Source organism: Pandoraea pnomenusa (assembly GCF_000767615.3).
Taxonomy (GTDB): Bacteria; Pseudomonadota; Gammaproteobacteria; order Burkholderiales; family Burkholderiaceae; genus Pandoraea; species Pandoraea pnomenusa.
Map to the genome: position 1 here is coordinate 4,951,215 of NZ_CP009553.3, position 17,390 is coordinate 4,968,604.

Below are 17,390 nucleotides of genomic sequence, written 5' to 3' on the forward strand. Positions count from 1 at the left end.
ATGGGAAACGGCGGCGCCGGACAATGCCGACACCGCCGACGGTCAACAGGTCGATGCGAGCGCCGTCGGGTCGCTCACATCCATGAAGGATCCGGGGGCGTCGGGCCGCTTACGGCGCGATCACCCATTTGCCGTTTTCGATCTTCACCATCACGCGGGCGCGCTGGTCGAGGCCGAGGTGATCCGTCGGACTCATGTTGATCACGCCGTTCGACACGTGCACGTTCTTGCTGCTCTCGATCGCGTCGCGCAGCGCCTTGCGGAATTCCGGCGTGCCCGGCTTGGCCGTCTTGAGCGCGATCGGAATCGCGCGCTGGAGCAGAATGCCGGCATCCCAGGCATACGAGCCGAAGGCCGCCACCTTGCCCGGGCCATACTTGGCGTCGAACTTCTTGATGTAGTCGAGTGCCACGGCCTTGGCCGGATGGTCGTTGGGCAACTGCGACGCCACGAGCACCGGGCTGGCCGGCAGGTACGTATTGTTGCAGTCCTTGCCGCACACGCGCAGGAAGTCGTTATTGCCCACGCCGTGGTTGTGATACACGATGCCCTTGTAACCGCGCTCGGCGAGCGCCTTCGGCGGCAGTGCGGCCGGAGTGCCGGCGGCGCCCACCACCACGGCGTCGGGGTTCGTCGCCATGATCTTCAGGATCTGCCCCGTCACACTCGGATCGGTGCGCGCGAAGCGCTCACTCGCCACCATCTTGATCTTGTGCAGCCCGGCAAACTTCGCCACTTCCTCGTAGAACGCCTCGCCCAGCGCGTCGCCCTGGCCGATGAACGCCATCGTCTTCACGCCATGACGGCTTGCATGCTCGGCGATCGCCGATGCCATCTGCGCGTCGGTCTGCGGGGTCTTGAACATCCAGTAGCGCTTGGCGTCCACCGGCTCGATGATGCGCGCGGACGACGCCAGCGAGATCGTCGGCGTGGTGCCTGCGGCGATCACGTCGAGCATGGCCAGCGTGTTCGGCGTGATCGACGAGCCGATGATGGCGTCGACGTGGTTCTCGGAGATGAGCTTCTTGGTGTTTTGGACGGCCGTCGTGGTATCCGACGCGTCGTCAAGCACGATGTAATCGACCTTCTGCCCGCCGATTTCGGTCGGCAGCATGGCAATGGTGTCGCGCGCGGGAAGGCCGAGCGAGGCGGCGGGGCCGGTAAGCGAGATGCTCACGCCGATCTTGACCTGAGCAGCGGCGCCGCCGGCCAGCGCCAGCAACATCGCACCCAACAAGACAGTGCGCACGGGGTTTCGCATGGAAAATCTCCTGGTCTGGCCTGCGCTGTTTTTTTCTATCCGCAGGACTCCCGGAATGGGTGCCCCACGTCGCGCCGGCGAAAATTAGGGCCGGCTCGCCCGCTAGGGGTGCGAACCGACTCAAGGAGACAAAGAATAGCGGAGCCGGAATTGCCCGCCATATCCGGGTTCACCCTATGGATACCACGCCCCGCGCCGCGCAAACACCCGCCGTGCCCGATATTCCGGGCATCGCACGGCGCGAACGCGCGACGTTGCGCGCGCGCTATTTGTTATTCGTCGAGCGGCGCGACCGCCTGGTCGATGGCCCCGAAGATCGATTTGCCCTGTGCGTCGAACATCTCGATGCGAACGCGATCGCCATAGCGCATGAATGCCGTCTCCGGGGCGCCCTTGTCGATCGTCTCCAGCATGCGCTTCTCGGCAATGCACGCGCTTCCGCGACTGCGATCCTTGTTCGAGATGGTGCCCGAGCCGACGATCGTGCCTGCGCGCACGTTGCGTGTCTTGCACACATGGGCCACGAGCTGACCGAAATCGAAGACCATGTCCTCGCCGCACTCCGGCGCACCAAACTTCCTGTCGTTCCACTTCACCGTGAGCGGACGATGCACGCGGCCGTCGCGCCAGGCGTCGCCGAGTTCGTCGGGCGTGATCGCCACCGGCGAGAAGCTGCTCGCCGGCTTGCTCTGGAAGAAGCCGAAGCCCTTGGCCAGTTCGGCCGGGATCAGGTTGCGCAGGCTCACGTCGTTGACCAGCATGAGCAGACGCACGCCCTCGAGGGCACGCGCCGGGCTCGCGCCCATGGGCACGTCCGAGGTCACCACCGCGACCTCGGCCTCGAAGTCGATACCGAAGTCTTCCGACGCGCACACGATGTCGTCCGTCGGACCGATGAAGTCGTCGCTGCCGCCCTGATACATGAGCGGATCGGTCCAGAACTCGGGCGGCATTTCCGCACCGCGCGCCTTGCGCACCAGCTCGACATGATTCACGTAGGCCGAACCGTCGGCCCACTGATACGCCCGCGGCAACGGCGCCATGCACTCGGCTGGGTCGAACGCGAAGCTGTTGCGCGCACGATGATGATTGAGCTCGGTGTAAAGCGTTTGCAGTTGCGGCGCGTAAAAGGTCCAGTCGTCGAGCACGCGTTGCAGCGTGGGGGCGATGGCATCGGCAATGCAGGCGGTCGACAGGTCGCGCGAGACGACGATCAACTGGCCGTCACGGGTGCCGTCCTTACGAGTGGCAAGTTTCATGTGTGGGAGTCTGCGGGCGGTCTCGGGCCCGATAGAATGGCGCTTGAAGCGCACGATTCTACCTGAGCGCCCCGCGCCGCGACGGCGGCGGCAATCCGCGGCGAGCCGCGAACGCCGCTGAAGGAAAATGACGAAGCCGAAGACGCTTTCGCACACGACGTACACGAGAACAACGGAGACACATGACAGCGCCTGACCCAAACAACAAGATCGATCACGACGACACCGCGCCCGACGAGGAGAAGACCCGCTCGGGCATCCAGTCCATCGAGGTCGGCTTCCGGCTCATCGAAGTTCTCACCGAGGCGTCGAACGCGATGATGCTGCGCGATCTCGCCCACGCCGCGGGCATGAATCCCGCCAAGGCGCACCGCTATCTCGTGAGTTTCCAGCGGCTGGGGCTCATCGTGCAGGACCCCGTGAGCGGCCGTTACGACCTCGGCCCCTTCACGCTGCGCATGGGCCTCGCCCATCTCGCGCGCATCGACGCCTTCAAGGCCGCCCGGTTTGCCCTGTCCGAACTGCGCGACGCCATCGATCAGACGGTCGGTCTCGCCGTCTGGGGAAACCAGGGACCGACCGTCGTGCACTGGCTCGAGTCAACGTTCCCGATGCGCGTGCCACTGCGTCTGGGCGACGTGATGCCGATGCTCGAATCGGCGGCCGGACGCCTTTTCGCCGCCTACCTGCCGGCCCGTCAGACGGCGCCGCTCATCGACGCGGCCCTCACCGCCCTGCAGCACGCCTCGCGCCACCACCTGCCGGCCACGCGAGCGCAGTACGATGCGGTGCTCGACGATGTGCGCGCACACCGTGCGGCACGCGTGGAAGGCACGGTGTTGCCGTCCGTCAATGCGTTCTGCATGCCGGTGTTCGACGCGACAGGGCAACTCGTCATGGGGCTCATGGCGCTCGGCCCCGAAAGCCGCTTCGACGCCAGTTGGGGCGGACCGATCGACACGGCCTTGCGCACCCTCGCGCAAAAGCTCTCCGCGGATCTGGGCCATGCGCAGGCGCCCGGCCACCGGCCCTGAGCCACAAGGTGGCGGCGCGGTCTGAACGGCGGTGGGTGCGAACTGTCGAACCGACATTCATCGCAATGTGAGATGCTGACGCACTGACGTTCCGGCTCTTCGATTCCCGTGTCTTCGCGCGACCCACGCCTTTCCGGCCCCCCCCGTCCTGATCACTCCGATCCCAACGGCCGCTCCCGCAATGCAGCGTCCGGCGCCAGGCCGCCGGGCGGGCGCCGGCCATGGCTCGTCTGGACGGCCGTGCTCGCGGCGGTGCTCGTCGCGCACGGACTCCTCGCCATGTGGGTCGCCCTGCATCGCACGCCGCTCGATGACACGCCGATCCCCGTCATTCCGATCACGCTGATTCCACTCAAGCCGGTGGCGCCCCCTGCCCCTGAGGCCTCGCCCACGCCACCGCCCCCGAAGCCGACGAAGCCCCCCGTGCGCAAGCCCGTGACCAAGCCCGTGACCAAGCCGGCCGCGCCCCCGGCGCGGCCCGACTCGCTGGCGGCCCCCGCCACGGCCGATACGCCCGGTCCGCATGCGGCCTCCGAGACCGTCGCCGGCGCGGGTGACACCCCGGACGCGGCAGCGAGCGACGCGGCGGCGCAAACGCCGCCCGGCCCGCCGCTCACGGCGGCGGCTGCCAATGGCGACAAGTTCGATCCGCCGCCATCCGCCACGCTCACTTACGACGCGCTCATGAACGGTGTGCGCAACCAGACCGGCCAACTGCAATGGGTGAACGAGAACGGGCACTACCGACTGCGCATTGCCGTGCCGATCATCTTTTTCGGAACGTTCGAGTTCATCAGCGAAGGCGGCTTCGACGTGAACGGCATCGCGCCGTCCCGTTACGTGGAAAAACGCGGGCGGCGGGCCGAGTACGTCACCGATTTCCTTCGCGAAGGCGCCCCGACGCTGACGTTCTCGCGCTCGGGCCAGACGGCGCCGCTCGCACCTGGCGCCCAGGACCGTTTCAGCGTGATGATGCAACTGGCGAGCTACGCGCGGGGCAACCCCGAACGCTACACGCAGGTGGGCGTCACGCATGAGTTCACCGTGGTCGACACCGACAGCAGCGAAGTGTGGCCGGTGCAGTACGTGGGCAGCGAGACGCTGACCACACCGCAGGGGTATGTCGAGACGCGCCACTTCACGCGCTTGCCGCGCAAGGCGGGCGACGAGCGGCGTGTCGACATCTGGCTCGCGCCGTCGCTCGACTGGATGCCGGTGCGCGTGAAGCAGACCGAGCCGTCAGGCAACGAATTCGAGTTGATATTCACCCAGAAGTCCGCGCCCTGAATTCCTTAGATTGTCGAGCGATTTCTCGAAAATCCAGCGCAAACCCAGCGCGGATGTAGCGGCCATGCGGTCGCCCGACGAAGTGTTGCCCCACTACTACGAATCGCGCTGCACAAGTTACGTGTTCCTGACATAATCGGAAACATCCCAGTGCATCGACGCCACTTCGCCAATGTATCGACGAAATTCGGGAGGCCGGACAATATGAAAGTCAGTGCCAACGGAGCATCGCTGCATTACGTGGTGGACGGCCATGGTCCCTGGCTGACGCTGGCGCACCCATTGGGTGCGGACCTGACGGTCTGGGACGATCTGGTGCCCGAACTGGCGGCACATTTCCGGGTATTGCGCTACGACAGCCGCGGCCACGGCCGCAGCGACGTGCCCCATGGGCCCTACACCGTCAAGCAGTTGGCCGCGGACGCCACGGCACTGCTCAGTTCACTGGAAATCCCCCGCACCCATTTCGTGGGTATCTCGATGGGCGGCGCAGTCGCCCAGCAGGTCGCCCTCGACGCCCCCGAGCGTATTGCCAGCCTCACGCTGATCGACACCACCGCCGGCTATGACGAGGCCGACGCCAAACGCTTTCGAGAGCGCGCCGCGCAGGCCCGCGACCATGGCATGAAGGCGCTGGCGGATGGCACGCTGGACCGCTGGTTGAGCGAGGGGTTTCGCAAGCGTCATCCGCATCGGGCCGAGCGGATTCGGGCGCTGGTGGCCGGCGCCCATCCGGAGGGTTTTGCCGCGGCGTGCGAAGCGCTTGCCGCGTTCGACGTGCGATCGAGGTTGCACGAAATCGAGACGCCGACGCTGGTGCTGGTAGGGGAAAACGATCCCTCCACCCCGCCACCTGTCGCGCAGCGCATTGCCGACGGTATCGCCGGCGCCCGTCTGGTGGTCGTGCCCGACGCCGCGCATCTGTCGATCGTCGAGCAGAAACAGTTCGTAACCAATGCCCTTGCAACGTTTTTGCAAGGGGCCGCATCTAACGTATGAACCCTGCAGAATGCGGGACCTGAAGCGGGACCTTTGACCAAGGAGGGCCGAAACCATTGAATTCGCCATTGAATTCGTCAGCCGGTGTGCCGATAAGCGAATCATGGGGCACTGCCTCTTGAAATCGCGCCGCGTCGCCCCTATGTGGGTACCAAGGACCATGCAGGAACACCAGGAGAGTTGCCATGCTCATGATTTACAACAGCCCGAATTACTGTGTCGTTGAGTTTGCCGCGGATAACGGCAATCACTCGCTGTCTGCCGGTGGCTATGAAATCGTGGACAAGACCGCTGGCCGTGAGATCTTTCTCGACGGCACGCTTGCCCGGCAATTCCGTGAAGAGGTGCAGAAATTGATCGCCACCGAGCCTTCCGAAGACGAAGTCGACGAATTTCTCGGACAGTTCGACACCTTCATGACGAATCCGGTCGTGCTCCACTGACGCCGGCACCGCACGCGGTGCAGCCACACGAAAAACCCTCGCCATGGCGAGGGTTTTTTCATGGCGCCAAGGCTTGACCTCATGTCAGGCTCAGCACTGCTCCCAGGGCAGACCCTCGAAGCGCCAGCCATTCACGGCGTTGCGGTGGTGCGTGGCGTCCAGATCGCCTTCGAAGCCGTGCAGCACACCGTAGACGTTCAGGAAACCCGCGGCCTCCAGCGCTTCGCCCGCCGCCGTGCTGCGATTCCCGCTGCGGCAGATCAGCAGTACCGGCCGGTCGCCGCCCGCGCCCGCAAGCTTGCGAACGCTTTGGACGAAATGCGGGTTGATCTCCCAGTCCGGGCCGTCGTTCCAGGCCACGTGGATGGCCCCGGCCGGATGCCCGACGAACAGGTATTCCATCTCGCTGCGGCAATCGACGAACAGCGCGTTGGCGTTGGCTTGCAGAAACTGGTGGGCGGCGCCCGGCAGAAGGAATTCCATATCGTTGTCGAAATAGTGGGAAACGGCGCGGCTCGCGGGCGAATGCCGCCAAAACCATTACAATTATAGGTTTTCCGGCCACTCCAAGGCGACGTCCGTCATGACCACCGCAACCCCACCCGCCGCAAACGCCACGCCATCCACGCGCGCCTATACGCGCGGGCAGGCGCTGCCTGCGCTGCTCGAGTCGCGCATCCTGATTCTGGACGGCGCGATGGGGACCATGATCCAGCAATACAAGCTGGGCGAGGCCGAGTATCGCGGCGAGCGTTTTGCCGACTTCGCGCACGACGTCAAGGGCAACAACGAACTGCTCTCGCTGACCCGCCCGGACGTGATCAGCGAGATCCACCGCAAGTATCTGGCAGCGGGCGCCGACATCATCGAGACGAACACCTTCGGCGCGACCACGATCGCCCAGAGCGACTATCACATGGAAGCGCTGGCCGACGAGATGAACCGGGAGTCCGCGCGGCTCGCGCGCGAGGCGTGCAATGCCTTCAGCACGCCCGAGAAGCCGCGTTTCGCCGCCGGCGCCATCGGCCCGACGCCCAAGACGGCGAGCATCAGCCCGGACGTGAACGATCCGGGCGCGCGCAACGTCGACTTCGATCAGTTGCGCGACGCGTATTATGCGCAAGCCAAATCGCTGCTCGACGGCGGTGTGGACCTGTTTCTCGTCGAGACCATCTTCGACACGCTCAACGCCAAGGCCGCGCTCTTCGCCATCGACGAACTGTTCGAAGACACCGGCGAGCTGCTGCCGATCATGATCTCGGGCACGGTGACCGACGCGTCCGGGCGCATTCTGTCCGGCCAGACGGTCGAGGCCTTCTGGAACTCGCTGCGCCACGCCCGCCCGCTCACGTTCGGCCTGAACTGCGCGCTGGGCGCGACGCTGATGCGTCCTTACATCGCCGAGCTGTCGAAGCTCTGCAACACGTATGTGTCGGTCTATCCGAACGCCGGCCTGCCCAATCCGATGAGCGACACCGGCTTCGACGAGACGCCCGACGTGACCTCCGGCCTGCTCAGGGAGTTTGCCCAGGCCGGGCTGGTGAATCTGGCGGGCGGTTGTTGCGGCACGACGCCGGAGCATATCGCCGAGATCGCCAAGGCATTGGCCGACGTGAAGCCGCGCCGCTGGCCGTCGCAATACCGCAGCGCCGACGTCTGAGCGCCGCCCCGCCGTCGCCGGCGTGTCCGGCGACGACACGTCCGATAGATCGACAGGTCTGAAAGCAAGACACCCGGCGCGTCGCCCCGAAGCCGCGATGCGCCACCCACTGAACGGATCCGCCCCATGAGCCAAACGTCCCTCGTACCGCCGATGCGCCTGTCCGGCCTCGAGCCTTTCAACATCGGTGAAGGCACGCTGTTCGTCAACGTTGGCGAGCGCACCAATGTCACGGGCTCGAAAGCGTTCGCGCGCATGATTCTGAACGGCCAATTCGACGAAGCGCTCGCGGTCGCCCGCCAGCAGGTCGAGAACGGCGCGCAGGTCATCGACATCAACATGGACGAGGCCATGCTCGACTCGAAGGCGGCGATGGTTCGCTTCATGAACCTGATCGCCTCCGAGCCGGACATCGCGCGCGTGCCGATCATGATCGATTCGTCGAAGTGGGAAGTGATCGAGGCGGGCCTGAAGTGCGTGCAGGGCAAGGCAATCGTCAACTCGATCTCGCTCAAGGAAGGCAGGGACGCGTTCGTGCAGCACGCCAAACGCATCCGTCGTTATGGCGCCGCGGCCGTGGTCATGGCCTTCGACGAACAGGGGCAGGCCGATACCTACCAGCGCAAGATCGAGATCTGCGAGCGCAGCTACCGCGTACTCGTCGACGAAGTCGGCTTCCCTCCCGAGGACATCATCTTCGATCCGAACATCTTCGCGGTTGCCACCGGCATCGAGGAACACAACAACTACGCGGTCGACTTCATCAACGCCACGCGCTGGATCAAGCAGCACCTGCCCGGCGCGAAGATCAGCGGCGGCGTGTCGAACGTGTCGTTCTCGTTCCGCGGCAACGACATCGTTCGAGAGGCAATCCACACCGTGTTCCTGTACCACGCGATTCAGGCGGGCATGGACATGGGCATCGTCAACGCCGGCCAGCTCGGCGTGTACGAGAATCTCGATCCCGAGCTGCGCGAGCGCGTGGAAGACGTGGTACTCAACCGGCGCGACGACAGCACCGAGCGTCTGCTGGAAATCGCCGACCGCTTCAAGGGCGGGGCGCAAAAGCGCGAGGAAAACCTGGAGTGGCGCAACCAGCCGGTCGAGGCGCGCCTGTCGCACGCGCTGGTGCACGGCATCACCACGTTCATCGTGGAAGACACCGAGGAAGTGCGCCAGAAGATCGCCGCGGCGGGCGGACGTCCGATTCAGGTCATCGAAGGCCCGCTCATGGACGGCATGAACGTCGTGGGCGATCTGTTCGGCGCGGGCAAGATGTTCCTGCCGCAGGTCGTGAAGAGCGCGCGCGTGATGAAGCAGGCCGTCGCGCATCTGGTGCCGTTCATCGAGGAAGAAAAGGCACGCATGGCGGCCGCCGGCGAAGACGTGCGCTCCAAAGGCAAGATCGTGATCGCCACGGTCAAGGGCGACGTGCACGATATCGGCAAGAACATCGTGACGGTGGTGCTCCAGTGCAACAACTTCGAGGTCGTCAACATGGGCGTGATGGTGCCGTGCGCCGAAATCCTCGCCAAGGCGAAGGAAGAAGGCGCCGACATCATCGGCCTGTCGGGCCTCATCACGCCCAGTCTCGAGGAAATGGCCTATGTGGCCTCGGAAATGCAGCGCGACGACTATTTCCGCCTGCGCAACATCCCGTTGCTCATCGGCGGTGCGACGACCTCGCGCGTGCATACGGCCGTGAAGATCGCGCCGAATTATGACGGCCCGGTGATCTACGTGCCCGACGCCTCGCGTTCGGTCTCGGTGGCCTCGAACCTGCTCTCCGACGACGCCGCCGAGCGGTACCTGGAAGAGGTGAAGACGGATTACGAACGCGTGCGCGCCCAACACGCCAACCGCAAGGCCACGCCGATGGTGTCGCTCGCCACCGCGCGCGAGAACAAGTTCAAGGTCGACTGGTCGTCCTACGTGCCGCCCAGGCCCAAGTTCATCGGCCGGCGCGTGTTCAAGAATTACGACCTCGCCGAGCTGGCCGACTTCATCGATTGGGGCCCCTTCTTCCAGACGTGGGATCTCGCCGGACCGTTCCCCGCGATTCTGAACGACGAGATCGTCGGCGAATCGGCGCAGCGCGTGTTCGCCGACGGCAAGGACATGCTCGATCGCCTGATCAAGGGTCGCTGGCTCACCGCCAACGGCGTGATCGCCATGCTGCCCGCGAACGTGGTGAATGACGACGACATCGAGATCTATACCGACGAATCTCGCACGGAGGTCGCGTTCACGTGGCATAACCTGCGCCAGCAAAGCGAGCGCCCGGTGGTCGACGGCGTGCGCCGCCCGAACCGTTCGCTGGCCGACTTCATCGCGCCGAAAGACAGCGGCGTGGCCGACTACATCGGCGTGTTCGCCGTGACGGCGGGCCTTGGCGTGGACGCCAGGGAGGCGGGGTTCCTCGCCACCCACGACGACTACAGCGCGATCATGCTCAAGGCGCTGGCGGATCGTCTGGCCGAAGCCTTCGCCGAATGCATGCACGCCCGCGTGCGACGCGACTTCTGGGGCTACGCGAGCGACGAACAACTCGACAACAACGCCCTCATCAAGGAGCAATACGTCGGCATTCGTCCGGCACCGGGATACCCGGCGTGTCCGGAGCACTCGGTGAAGGGGCCGATGTTCCACTACCTCCAGGCGCACGAAATCGGCATGAGCGTGACGGAATCGTTGGCCATGTTGCCCGCGGCGAGCGTATCCGGCTTCTACCTGTCGCACCCGGACAGCACGTACTTCAGCGTCGGCAAGATCGGCCCCGATCAGGTCGAAGACTTCATGGAACGCACGGGCGTGGACGAGGCGACGGCACGACGTCTGCTCGCGCCGCAACTGTCGTGACCAAGATCGCGGAACCCATGTCCTCTCGCATGCCCCCGCGCCTGCCGTAACGCATTTCGTCACGAACTGAAGGCATAATTGCGGCGGCCCCTCGGGTCGCCGCTTTCCTCTGCGCGATGGCCCGTGGTGCCCTGCTGTTCCCTGTTGTGCCCCTGTTGTGCACGACGCGCAGGCCTTGCGCGCCCGAGCGCGCCTGGACCTGCGCTTGCGCTTGTTCCGACTTCCCTCTCCTGCCGGCGCCGACCGAGACGTACCATGCACGCACTGCAAAGCCTCCAGAATTTCCAGCTCCTGCCGCTGCTCAACACGACGATCTCCCTGTTCGTGGCCTTCGTGCTCGGCACGATCATCGGCGTGGAGCGGCAAGTCCGCCAGCGAACGGCAGGCCTGCGCACCAACGTGCTGGTCGCCGTGGGCGCCGCCGCCTTCGTCGACCTGTCGATGCGGCTCATGCCCGGCGACACACGCGTGATCGCCTACGTCGTCTCGGGGGTGGGCTTCCTCGGCGCGGGCGCCATCATGAAAGACGGCGCGTCCGTGCGCGGCCTGAACACGGCGGCCACGCTGTGGGGCTCGGCGGCCGTGGGCGCCGCCGCGGGCGCGAGCCTGATCGTCGAAGCGGTCGTGGTCGCGGCCTTCGTGCTCGCGGCCAACACGCTGCTGCGACCGGTTGTCAACCGTATCAACCGCGCGCCGATCAACGAAGCCACGTCCGAAGCGACCTACGCGCTGTCGGTCATCTGCGCGCGCACCGTCCAGCGCGATGTGCTCGACAAGGTCGAAGCATGGCTCGAAGCCTCGAACTATCCGGTGCGTGCGCTGGACATCCACCCGTTCGGCGAGTCCGAAGTCGAAATCGAGGCACTGCTTCTGCCGACCGCCGTCAAGGCCGGCGAACTCGACGCGCTGACCGATCACCTCGAGACGCTGCCCGGCGTGAATCAGGTGTTCTGGTCGAGTCGTTCGGATGACTAACTGAAAAAGCCGAATTACAAACCATTACAAAGGCTTACAGCACCATCGGATGCGCTTTCTTAGACTGGAATCTCACTGACGCAAGTGATGCCTGCACGACAGACTTTCCTTAGGTGTGCAGCGCAAAGCAAAGGAGTCCATCTGATGAAGAAGCTGATTATTTCCGTTGCCGCCCTGACCCTCGCCGGCGCTTCGGCGCTGAGTTTCGCCCAAGGCTCCGCAGGCGGCGGCGCGGCCGGCCCCGGCGGCGGCACGACGACCGATCCTTCGGTGCCGATGCCCAGCCAGGCCTCGCCGACTTCGCCGCAGACCCCCACGCCCGGCGCCCAGACCATGACGCCGTCGAACCCGCACCCGACGTCGAAGACGCAAAAGCCGCGTCACAGCACCAAGAAGATGCCGAACAACGGCAACACCGGCAACGGCAGCACCAACGCGCCGGACAACGCGCCGGGCAAGGCGCAGTAATCCGCGCCAGGTCTGCCCGCGGGAAGCGGTGCCGCCACTGCTCAGACCCTCCCCCTCGCCCGGGGCGGCCCCTTCCTGGCATCGACACAAAAAAAGCAGGTCCGCGTTTTGCGGCCTGCTTTTTTGTGTCTTCTTGCTTTTTTCTGTCCGAAACACGTCGAACACAACCGGCTTCGCGCCCGATGTGCCGGGGCACATTCCGACGGCTTAGCGCTCGCTCGTCTCCCACGTCACCGCACAGCCTTCGTTCTTGGCTTCGCGCAGCATGTTGAGCAGCGGATAGGCGCGTTGCGCCAGACGAACGCGATCGTTCTCGTCGCGCTCTTCGGACTTCTTCCCTTCGTTCTGCTTCTGTTCCACGGCCTTGTCTTCGGCAATGGCGGCTTCGAGCTTCTTGACGGCGGCGTCCGTTTCGTCGTCGCCGATCGCGCCCCTTACGCCCACCTGTTTGCCGACGATTCCCAGCAAATACTGCGCCAGATTTTCCAGCATCGTGATATTTGGCGAGGCGTGCGACTTGAACGTTACCAGCATGGTTGTCTCCCTGTTCGAGTTATCACCACCCCCGTCCCCGACATGTCACGCAACGAGGGGACCGGCGGGTACCGTGACTTCATCATACACCTGTTAAAATCCGGTGCTGACGATTCAATTGCCTGTCCGGACACGTCCGGTCGCCCCCGAAACACCCGCCAATGCTACCCGCACAAAAGAATGCTCTCGTCGCGCTGATCGGCGATGTCGTCGCCGGCCTGATGCCCGCGGACGGTACCGCGCCCGCCGCGCCCACGATCTCGCTCGAACGCCCGAAAGTCGCCGCGCACGGCGACCTGTCCTGCAACGTGGCGATGCAGCTCGCCAAGCCGCTGCGCGCCAACCCGCGCGAACTGGCGCAGAAGATCGCCGACGCGATCCTCGCCGACGCCCGCGCCGGGGGTCTGGTCGACGCCGTCGAGATCGCCGGTCCCGGCTTCATCAACCTGCGTCTGGCCAACACGGCCAAGCAGTCGGTCGCCCGAGCGATCCTGACCGAAGGCGCGACCTTCGGCCGACGCGCCGTCGAAGGCAATGCCGCCCCGGTGCTCGTGGAGTTCGTCTCGGCCAATCCGACCGGTCCGCTGCACGTGGGTCACGGGCGGCAGGCCGCGCTCGGCGACACGATCTCGGCGCTGCTGGACACGCAGGGCCGCCCGGTGCATCGCGAGTTCTATTACAACGATGCGGGTGTGCAGATCCAGACGCTCGCCACGTCGGTGCAGGCCCGCGCCCGCGGCCTGAAGCCGGGCGACGCCCAGTGGCCCGAGTCGGCCTACAACGGCGACTACATTGGCGACATCGCGCAGGACTTCCTCGCGCGCAAGACCGTCCAGGCATCCGACGGCGCCCCCGTCACCGGCAGCGGCGACATCGAGGACATCGACTCGATCCGCGCATTCGCCGTGGCGTACCTGCGTCGCGAGCAGGATATCGATCTGCAGACATTCGGCGTGATCTTCGATCAGTACTACCTCGAATCGTCGCTGTACGCGGACGGCAGCGTCGAGCGCACGGTGCAGGCGCTCGTCGACGCCGGAGTGACGTACGAACAGGAAGGCGCGCTGTGGCTGCGCACGACCGATTACGGCGACGACAAGGACCGCGTGATGCGCAAGTCCGACGGCACCTATACGTATTTCGTGCCGGACGTCGCCTATCACACGCGCAAGTGGGAGCGCGGCTTCCACCAGGTCATCAACGTGCAGGGCTCGGACCACCACGGCACCATCGCCCGCGTACGGGCCGGCCTGCAGGCGCTGGGCATTGGCATTCCGAAGGGCTATCCCGACTACGTGCTGCACAAGATGGTCACCGTCATGCGCAACGGCGAAGAGGTGAAGATCTCCAAGCGCGCGGGCAGCTACGTGACCGTGCGCGACCTCATCGAATGGTCGGGCGGCATCACGGCCGAAACGCCGGTCACGGACCCGGTTCAGCGTGAAGACGCGCTGCGCCGTGGCCGCGACGCCGTGCGCTTCTTCCTGATCTCGCGCAAGGCCGATACCGAATTCGTGTTCGACGTGGACCTCGCGCTCAAGCAGAACGACGAGAACCCCGTGTACTACGTGCAGTATGCGCACGCCCGCATCTGCTCGATCCTCACGCAATGGGGTGGCGACGAAGCGCAACTCGCGCATGCCGACCTCGCGCCACTCGACAGCGAACGCGCACTCGCGCTGCTGCAACTGCTGGCCGAGTATCCGGACATGCTCACGCGCGCCGCCGAGGAACTTGCGCCGCACGCCGTGGCCTTCTATCTGCGGGATCTGGCGAGCGCGTTCCATTCGTTCTACAACGCCGATCGCGTGCTGGTCGACGACGAAACCGTCAAGCATGCGCGACTCGCGTTGCTGGCGGCCACGCGTCAGGTGCTGCGCAACGGTCTTGCCGTGCTGGGCGTGTCCGCTCCGGCCAAGATGTAAGCTTTCCAACCCACTCCGAACGGCAATCGCATCGGAACTCTGTAAGGACGGAATCGACTCGATGGCAAACAAACGTCGACCACCCCGCCAGCGGGGCGGTACTTTCCTGGGCATCGTGCTCGGCCTGATCGTCGGGCTGGCCGTTGCCGTCGTCGTCGCGCTCTACATCACGAAGACGCCGACCCCGTTCGTCGAAAAGACGCCACCGCGCCCCGCCGAGAATTCGCCGGCCGCCCAGGCGCCGGATCCGAACAAGTCATTGCAGCCGCGCACGCCGCTACCGGGCGCCGCTTCGGGGCCCGCGGCAACGGAGCCGTCCTCGCAGGCCACCTCCCCGCTCGTGCCGGGCACGCCAGTGGAGCCGACCACGCCGCCGGTGGCCTCCTCGCCCACCGCACCGACCACGTCGCCCGCCCACACGAAGCCGTCACCGGCGGATATCCTCAGCGGCAAGTCGACGGTGCCCGTCGCTCCGCCGACCACGCCGCCCGCGAGCGCGACCGATAACGCCAACACCGGTTACTACCTGCAGGTCGGTGCGTTCAAGTCGCAAAGCGACGCGGAGCAACTGCGCGCCAAGCTGGCCCTCTCGGGCTTCGAGGCGAAGGTCACGCAGCGCGATGCGAACGGTCTCACGCTCTATCGCGTGCGCCTCGGTCCGTACGGCAAGCTCGACGAGATGAATCACGTGCGTCAGCGGTTGCAGGACGGCGGCTACGACACGGCGGTGATTCGCTTCACGAAGCAGTAAGCGCCCCGTGGCAAAAGGCGTTGCACCGAAAGGGCAACGCCTTTTGTGTCTCTTCCCATTGCACCGTTCGATCTCCCGTCGGCTGAGCAGGATGTTGAAAAACCCTGCATTATTCGGGGGAACCGGCGTCGGCGGCGTGTTGAACCCGGCAGTGCATCGACTGTCATACGCACTGGCGATTCAATTGCCTGACTTCGGGATATGGTTTCGCGGGAATGCCACGCCAACGATGGCGGGAGCGTCCGCCTCACTCCTCAATAACGATCATGAAAAAACTTCTTGGTGCCGTTCTGATTTCTTTCGGTTTCCTCTCCGGTGCGGCCTCGGCGTCGCCCGAAGCACCGGTCGCGGGGACCGACTACCTGGTGTTGCCGCAGGCACAGCCGACGTCGTCGGGCCCGGGCAAGATCGAGGTGACCGAGTTCTTCTGGTACGGTTGCCCGCACTGCAATGCGCTGGAGCCGTCGCTCGAAGCGTGGGTCAAGAAGCAAGGCAAGGATGTCGTTTTCAAGCGCGTGCCCGTGGCCTTCCAAAGCCGCTTCGAACCGCATACGCGCATGTTCATCGCGCTGACCGCGCTGGGCAAGGAAGCCGAGCTCACGCCGAAGGTCTTCAATGAGATCCACGTCAAGCACAACTATCTGCTGACGAAGGATACGCAGGCCGATTTCCTCTCGAAGTTCGGCATCGACAAGGCCGCCTACGGCGCCGCGTACGACGCCGCCGGCAAGCCGGCCATGGCGCGCAAGGAATCGCCCGTGGAAATCGCCAACAAGACGTGGCAGGACTACAAGATCGACGGCGTGCCGACGATCGCGATCCAGGGCAAGTATCTCGTTTCGCCGGCAACCTCGGGCGACGCATTGCAAAAGGCCGGCAAGCCGGCGACCACCGAGCAGCAAACGTTCGACGCGGCGCTGAAGACGGCCGACTCGATCATCAATCAGATCCGCGCGAAGAAGATGTAAGCTTCGCCACCGACAAAGCCCGGCTCCGGCCGGGCTTTTGCGTTACATGGCCACACATACGACATCACCGAAGGTCTTCATCACCGGCGCCTCGAGCGGGTTGGGCGAGGCGCTCGCCCGTCATTACGCGGCGCAGGGCGCCATTCTCGGACTGGTCGGCCGACGCGGCGACAAGCTCGCCGATCTGGCAGCCACGCTGCCGCATCCGCACGCCGTGCATTGCTACGCTGTCGACGTGCGCGATGCGCTGGCACTGCGGGCGGCGGCGGGCGACTTCATGGCGCGCCACGGGGTGCCGGATATCGTCATTGCGAATGCGGGCATCAGCCACGGCGTGAATACGGAAGATGCGGCGGATCTGCCGCATTTCGCGTCCGTCATGGACACCAACTGGATGGCCATGGTCGCCACCTTCAGCCCGTTCGTGGCGCCCATGCGCGCGCGCAAGCGCGGCACGCTCGTGGGAATCGGCAGCGTGGCGGGAGTGCGCGGTCTGCCGGGTCATGGTGCGTACAGCGCCTCGAAAGCGGCGGCGATGACCTATCTGGAGAGCCTGCGCGTCGAACTGCGGGCCGACAAGGTCGCGGTGGTCACGATCGCGCCGGGCTACATCCGTACGCCGATGACCGACGGCAACCCGTTCCCGATGCCCTTCCTGATGGATGCGGACAAGTTCGCGCGAAAAGCCGCGGCGGCGATTGCACGCGGCAAGCGCTTCGTTGTGCTGCCCTGGCAGATGGGTATCGTGGCCTGCGCGATGCGGCGTCTGCCGCGCTGGCTCTATGACAGGCTCTTCGCGCGGGCGCCGCGCAAGCCGACGCTGTCGCAACGTCAGGCGCGCGAGGCCGAGGTGCTCCAGGCGGACGCCTCGCAGGCCGAGAAGACCGGGAAGGGCGTGAAAAACGCGAAGGACGACTCGACAGGCAAGATGTCCGACACGCCTTAGGACGACGCGCCCCGAGCATGG

16 protein-coding genes are annotated in these 17,390 nt (G+C 65.3%); 12 read left to right on the plus strand and 4 right to left on the minus strand.

Features of this window, described 5'->3' with window-relative positions; translation table 11 throughout:
- Positions 1–109 precede the first annotated feature (109 nt).
- Positions 110–1,261, minus strand: a complete 1,152-nt coding sequence (locus tag LV28_RS46215) for an ABC transporter substrate-binding protein (RefSeq protein ID WP_023597876.1) — start codon at positions 1,259–1,261, stop codon at positions 110–112.
- A 272-nt stretch (positions 1,262–1,533) separates the two neighbouring features.
- Positions 1,534–2,520, minus strand: a complete 987-nt coding sequence (locus LV28_RS46220; RefSeq protein WP_023597877.1) for a fumarylacetoacetate hydrolase family protein — start codon at positions 2,518–2,520, stop codon at positions 1,534–1,536.
- 182 nt (positions 2,521–2,702) lie between these two features.
- Between LV28_RS46220 and LV28_RS46225 the strand changes: the two genes are divergently transcribed.
- From LV28_RS46225 to LV28_RS46240, 4 genes are all read left to right on the plus strand, one after another.
- Positions 2,703–3,554, plus strand: coding sequence for an IclR family transcriptional regulator (locus tag LV28_RS46225; RefSeq protein ID WP_023597878.1), 852 nt, complete (start codon positions 2,703–2,705; stop codon positions 3,552–3,554).
- A 279-nt stretch (positions 3,555–3,833) separates the two neighbouring features.
- Positions 3,834–4,841: a DUF3108 domain-containing protein gene (locus LV28_RS46230; protein ID WP_147291592.1), complete on the plus strand. Its 1,008-nt coding sequence runs from the start codon at positions 3,834–3,836 to the stop codon at positions 4,839–4,841.
- Between the two features lie 204 nt (positions 4,842–5,045).
- Positions 5,046–5,840, plus strand: coding sequence for a 3-oxoadipate enol-lactonase (pcaD, locus tag LV28_RS46235; protein WP_023872917.1), 795 nt, complete (start codon positions 5,046–5,048; stop codon positions 5,838–5,840).
- A gap of 185 nt (positions 5,841–6,025) precedes the next feature.
- On the plus strand, positions 6,026–6,283 hold the full coding sequence (locus LV28_RS46240) for a BTH_I0359 family protein (protein ID WP_023597881.1): 258 nt from the start codon (positions 6,026–6,028) through the stop codon (positions 6,281–6,283).
- Positions 6,284–6,373: 90 nt separating this feature from the next.
- Here LV28_RS46240 and LV28_RS46245 read toward each other — a convergent pair whose 3' ends face one another.
- Entirely contained in the window at positions 6,374–6,766 is a 393-nt protein-coding gene (locus tag LV28_RS46245) for a rhodanese-like domain-containing protein (RefSeq protein WP_023597882.1), read from the minus strand.
- 100 nt (positions 6,767–6,866) lie between these two features.
- Here LV28_RS46245 and LV28_RS46250 point away from each other — a divergent pair, with 100 nt between their 5' ends.
- The 4 genes from LV28_RS46250 (at position 6,867) to LV28_RS46265 (ending at position 12,245) form a co-directional block, all read left to right on the plus strand.
- Complete coding sequence (locus LV28_RS46250) at positions 6,867–7,943, plus strand: homocysteine S-methyltransferase family protein (protein WP_023597883.1); 1,077 nt, start codon at positions 6,867–6,869, stop codon at positions 7,941–7,943.
- 126 nt (positions 7,944–8,069) lie between these two features.
- Positions 8,070–10,802, plus strand: coding sequence for a methionine synthase (metH, locus tag LV28_RS46255; protein WP_081326972.1), 2,733 nt, complete (start codon positions 8,070–8,072; stop codon positions 10,800–10,802).
- Positions 10,803–11,066: 264 nt separating this feature from the next.
- Positions 11,067–11,777: an MgtC/SapB family protein gene (locus LV28_RS46260; protein WP_023872915.1), complete on the plus strand. Its 711-nt coding sequence runs from the start codon at positions 11,067–11,069 to the stop codon at positions 11,775–11,777.
- 144 nt (positions 11,778–11,921) lie between these two features.
- Complete coding sequence (locus tag LV28_RS46265; protein ID WP_038619580.1) at positions 11,922–12,245, plus strand: hypothetical protein; 324 nt, start codon at positions 11,922–11,924, stop codon at positions 12,243–12,245.
- A gap of 207 nt (positions 12,246–12,452) precedes the next feature.
- Here LV28_RS46265 and LV28_RS46270 read toward each other — a convergent pair whose 3' ends face one another.
- Entirely contained in the window at positions 12,453–12,779 is a 327-nt protein-coding gene (locus LV28_RS46270) for a DUF1840 domain-containing protein (protein WP_023597887.1), read from the minus strand.
- A gap of 161 nt (positions 12,780–12,940) precedes the next feature.
- On the opposite strand from LV28_RS46270, the gene argS reads away from it, so the two are divergent.
- The 4 genes from argS (at position 12,941) to LV28_RS46290 (ending at position 17,369) form a co-directional block, all read left to right on the plus strand.
- Positions 12,941–14,704 carry an arginine--tRNA ligase gene (gene argS / locus LV28_RS46275; RefSeq protein ID WP_023597888.1) on the plus strand — a complete coding sequence of 588 codons (1,764 nt, stop codon included), beginning with the start codon at positions 12,941–12,943 and terminating at the stop codon, positions 14,702–14,704.
- 61 nt (positions 14,705–14,765) lie between these two features.
- Entirely contained in the window at positions 14,766–15,455 is a 690-nt protein-coding gene (locus LV28_RS46280; protein ID WP_023597889.1) for an SPOR domain-containing protein, read from the plus strand.
- A gap of 266 nt (positions 15,456–15,721) precedes the next feature.
- On the plus strand, positions 15,722–16,423 hold the full coding sequence (locus LV28_RS46285) for a thiol:disulfide interchange protein DsbA/DsbL (RefSeq protein WP_023597890.1): 702 nt from the start codon (positions 15,722–15,724) through the stop codon (positions 16,421–16,423).
- 46 nt (positions 16,424–16,469) lie between these two features.
- Positions 16,470–17,369 carry an SDR family oxidoreductase gene (locus tag LV28_RS46290; RefSeq protein ID WP_023872913.1) on the plus strand — a complete coding sequence of 300 codons (900 nt, stop codon included), beginning with the start codon at positions 16,470–16,472 and terminating at the stop codon, positions 17,367–17,369.
- The last annotated feature ends 21 nt before the right edge of the window (positions 17,370–17,390 follow it).

Bases quoted from the DNA above. Each gene is read 5' to 3' on its own strand.
- LV28_RS46215 (WP_023597876.1), bottom strand. From the start codon at position 1,261: ATGCGAAACCCCGTGCGCACTGTCTTGTTGGGTGCGATGTTGCTGGCG.
- LV28_RS46220 (WP_023597877.1), bottom strand. From the start codon at position 2,520: ATGAAACTTGCCACTCGTAAGGACGGCACCCGTGACGGCCAGTTGATC.
- LV28_RS46225 (WP_023597878.1), top strand. From the start codon at position 2,703: ATGACAGCGCCTGACCCAAACAACAAGATCGATCACGACGACACCGCG.
- LV28_RS46230 (WP_147291592.1), top strand. From the start codon at position 3,834: ATGTGGGTCGCCCTGCATCGCACGCCGCTCGATGACACGCCGATCCCC.
- pcaD (WP_023872917.1), top strand. From the start codon at position 5,046: ATGAAAGTCAGTGCCAACGGAGCATCGCTGCATTACGTGGTGGACGGC.
- LV28_RS46240 (WP_023597881.1), top strand. From the start codon at position 6,026: ATGCTCATGATTTACAACAGCCCGAATTACTGTGTCGTTGAGTTTGCC.
- LV28_RS46245 (WP_023597882.1), bottom strand. From the start codon at position 6,766: ATGGAATTCCTTCTGCCGGGCGCCGCCCACCAGTTTCTGCAAGCCAAC.
- LV28_RS46250 (WP_023597883.1), top strand. From the start codon at position 6,867: ATGACCACCGCAACCCCACCCGCCGCAAACGCCACGCCATCCACGCGC.
- metH (WP_081326972.1), top strand. From the start codon at position 8,070: ATGAGCCAAACGTCCCTCGTACCGCCGATGCGCCTGTCCGGCCTCGAG.
- LV28_RS46265 (WP_038619580.1), top strand. From the start codon at position 11,922: ATGAAGAAGCTGATTATTTCCGTTGCCGCCCTGACCCTCGCCGGCGCT.
- LV28_RS46270 (WP_023597887.1), bottom strand. From the start codon at position 12,779: ATGCTGGTAACGTTCAAGTCGCACGCCTCGCCAAATATCACGATGCTG.
- argS (WP_023597888.1), top strand. From the start codon at position 12,941: ATGCTACCCGCACAAAAGAATGCTCTCGTCGCGCTGATCGGCGATGTC.
- LV28_RS46280 (WP_023597889.1), top strand. From the start codon at position 14,766: ATGGCAAACAAACGTCGACCACCCCGCCAGCGGGGCGGTACTTTCCTG.
- LV28_RS46285 (WP_023597890.1), top strand. From the start codon at position 15,722: ATGAAAAAACTTCTTGGTGCCGTTCTGATTTCTTTCGGTTTCCTCTCC.
- LV28_RS46290 (WP_023872913.1), top strand. From the start codon at position 16,470: ATGGCCACACATACGACATCACCGAAGGTCTTCATCACCGGCGCCTCG.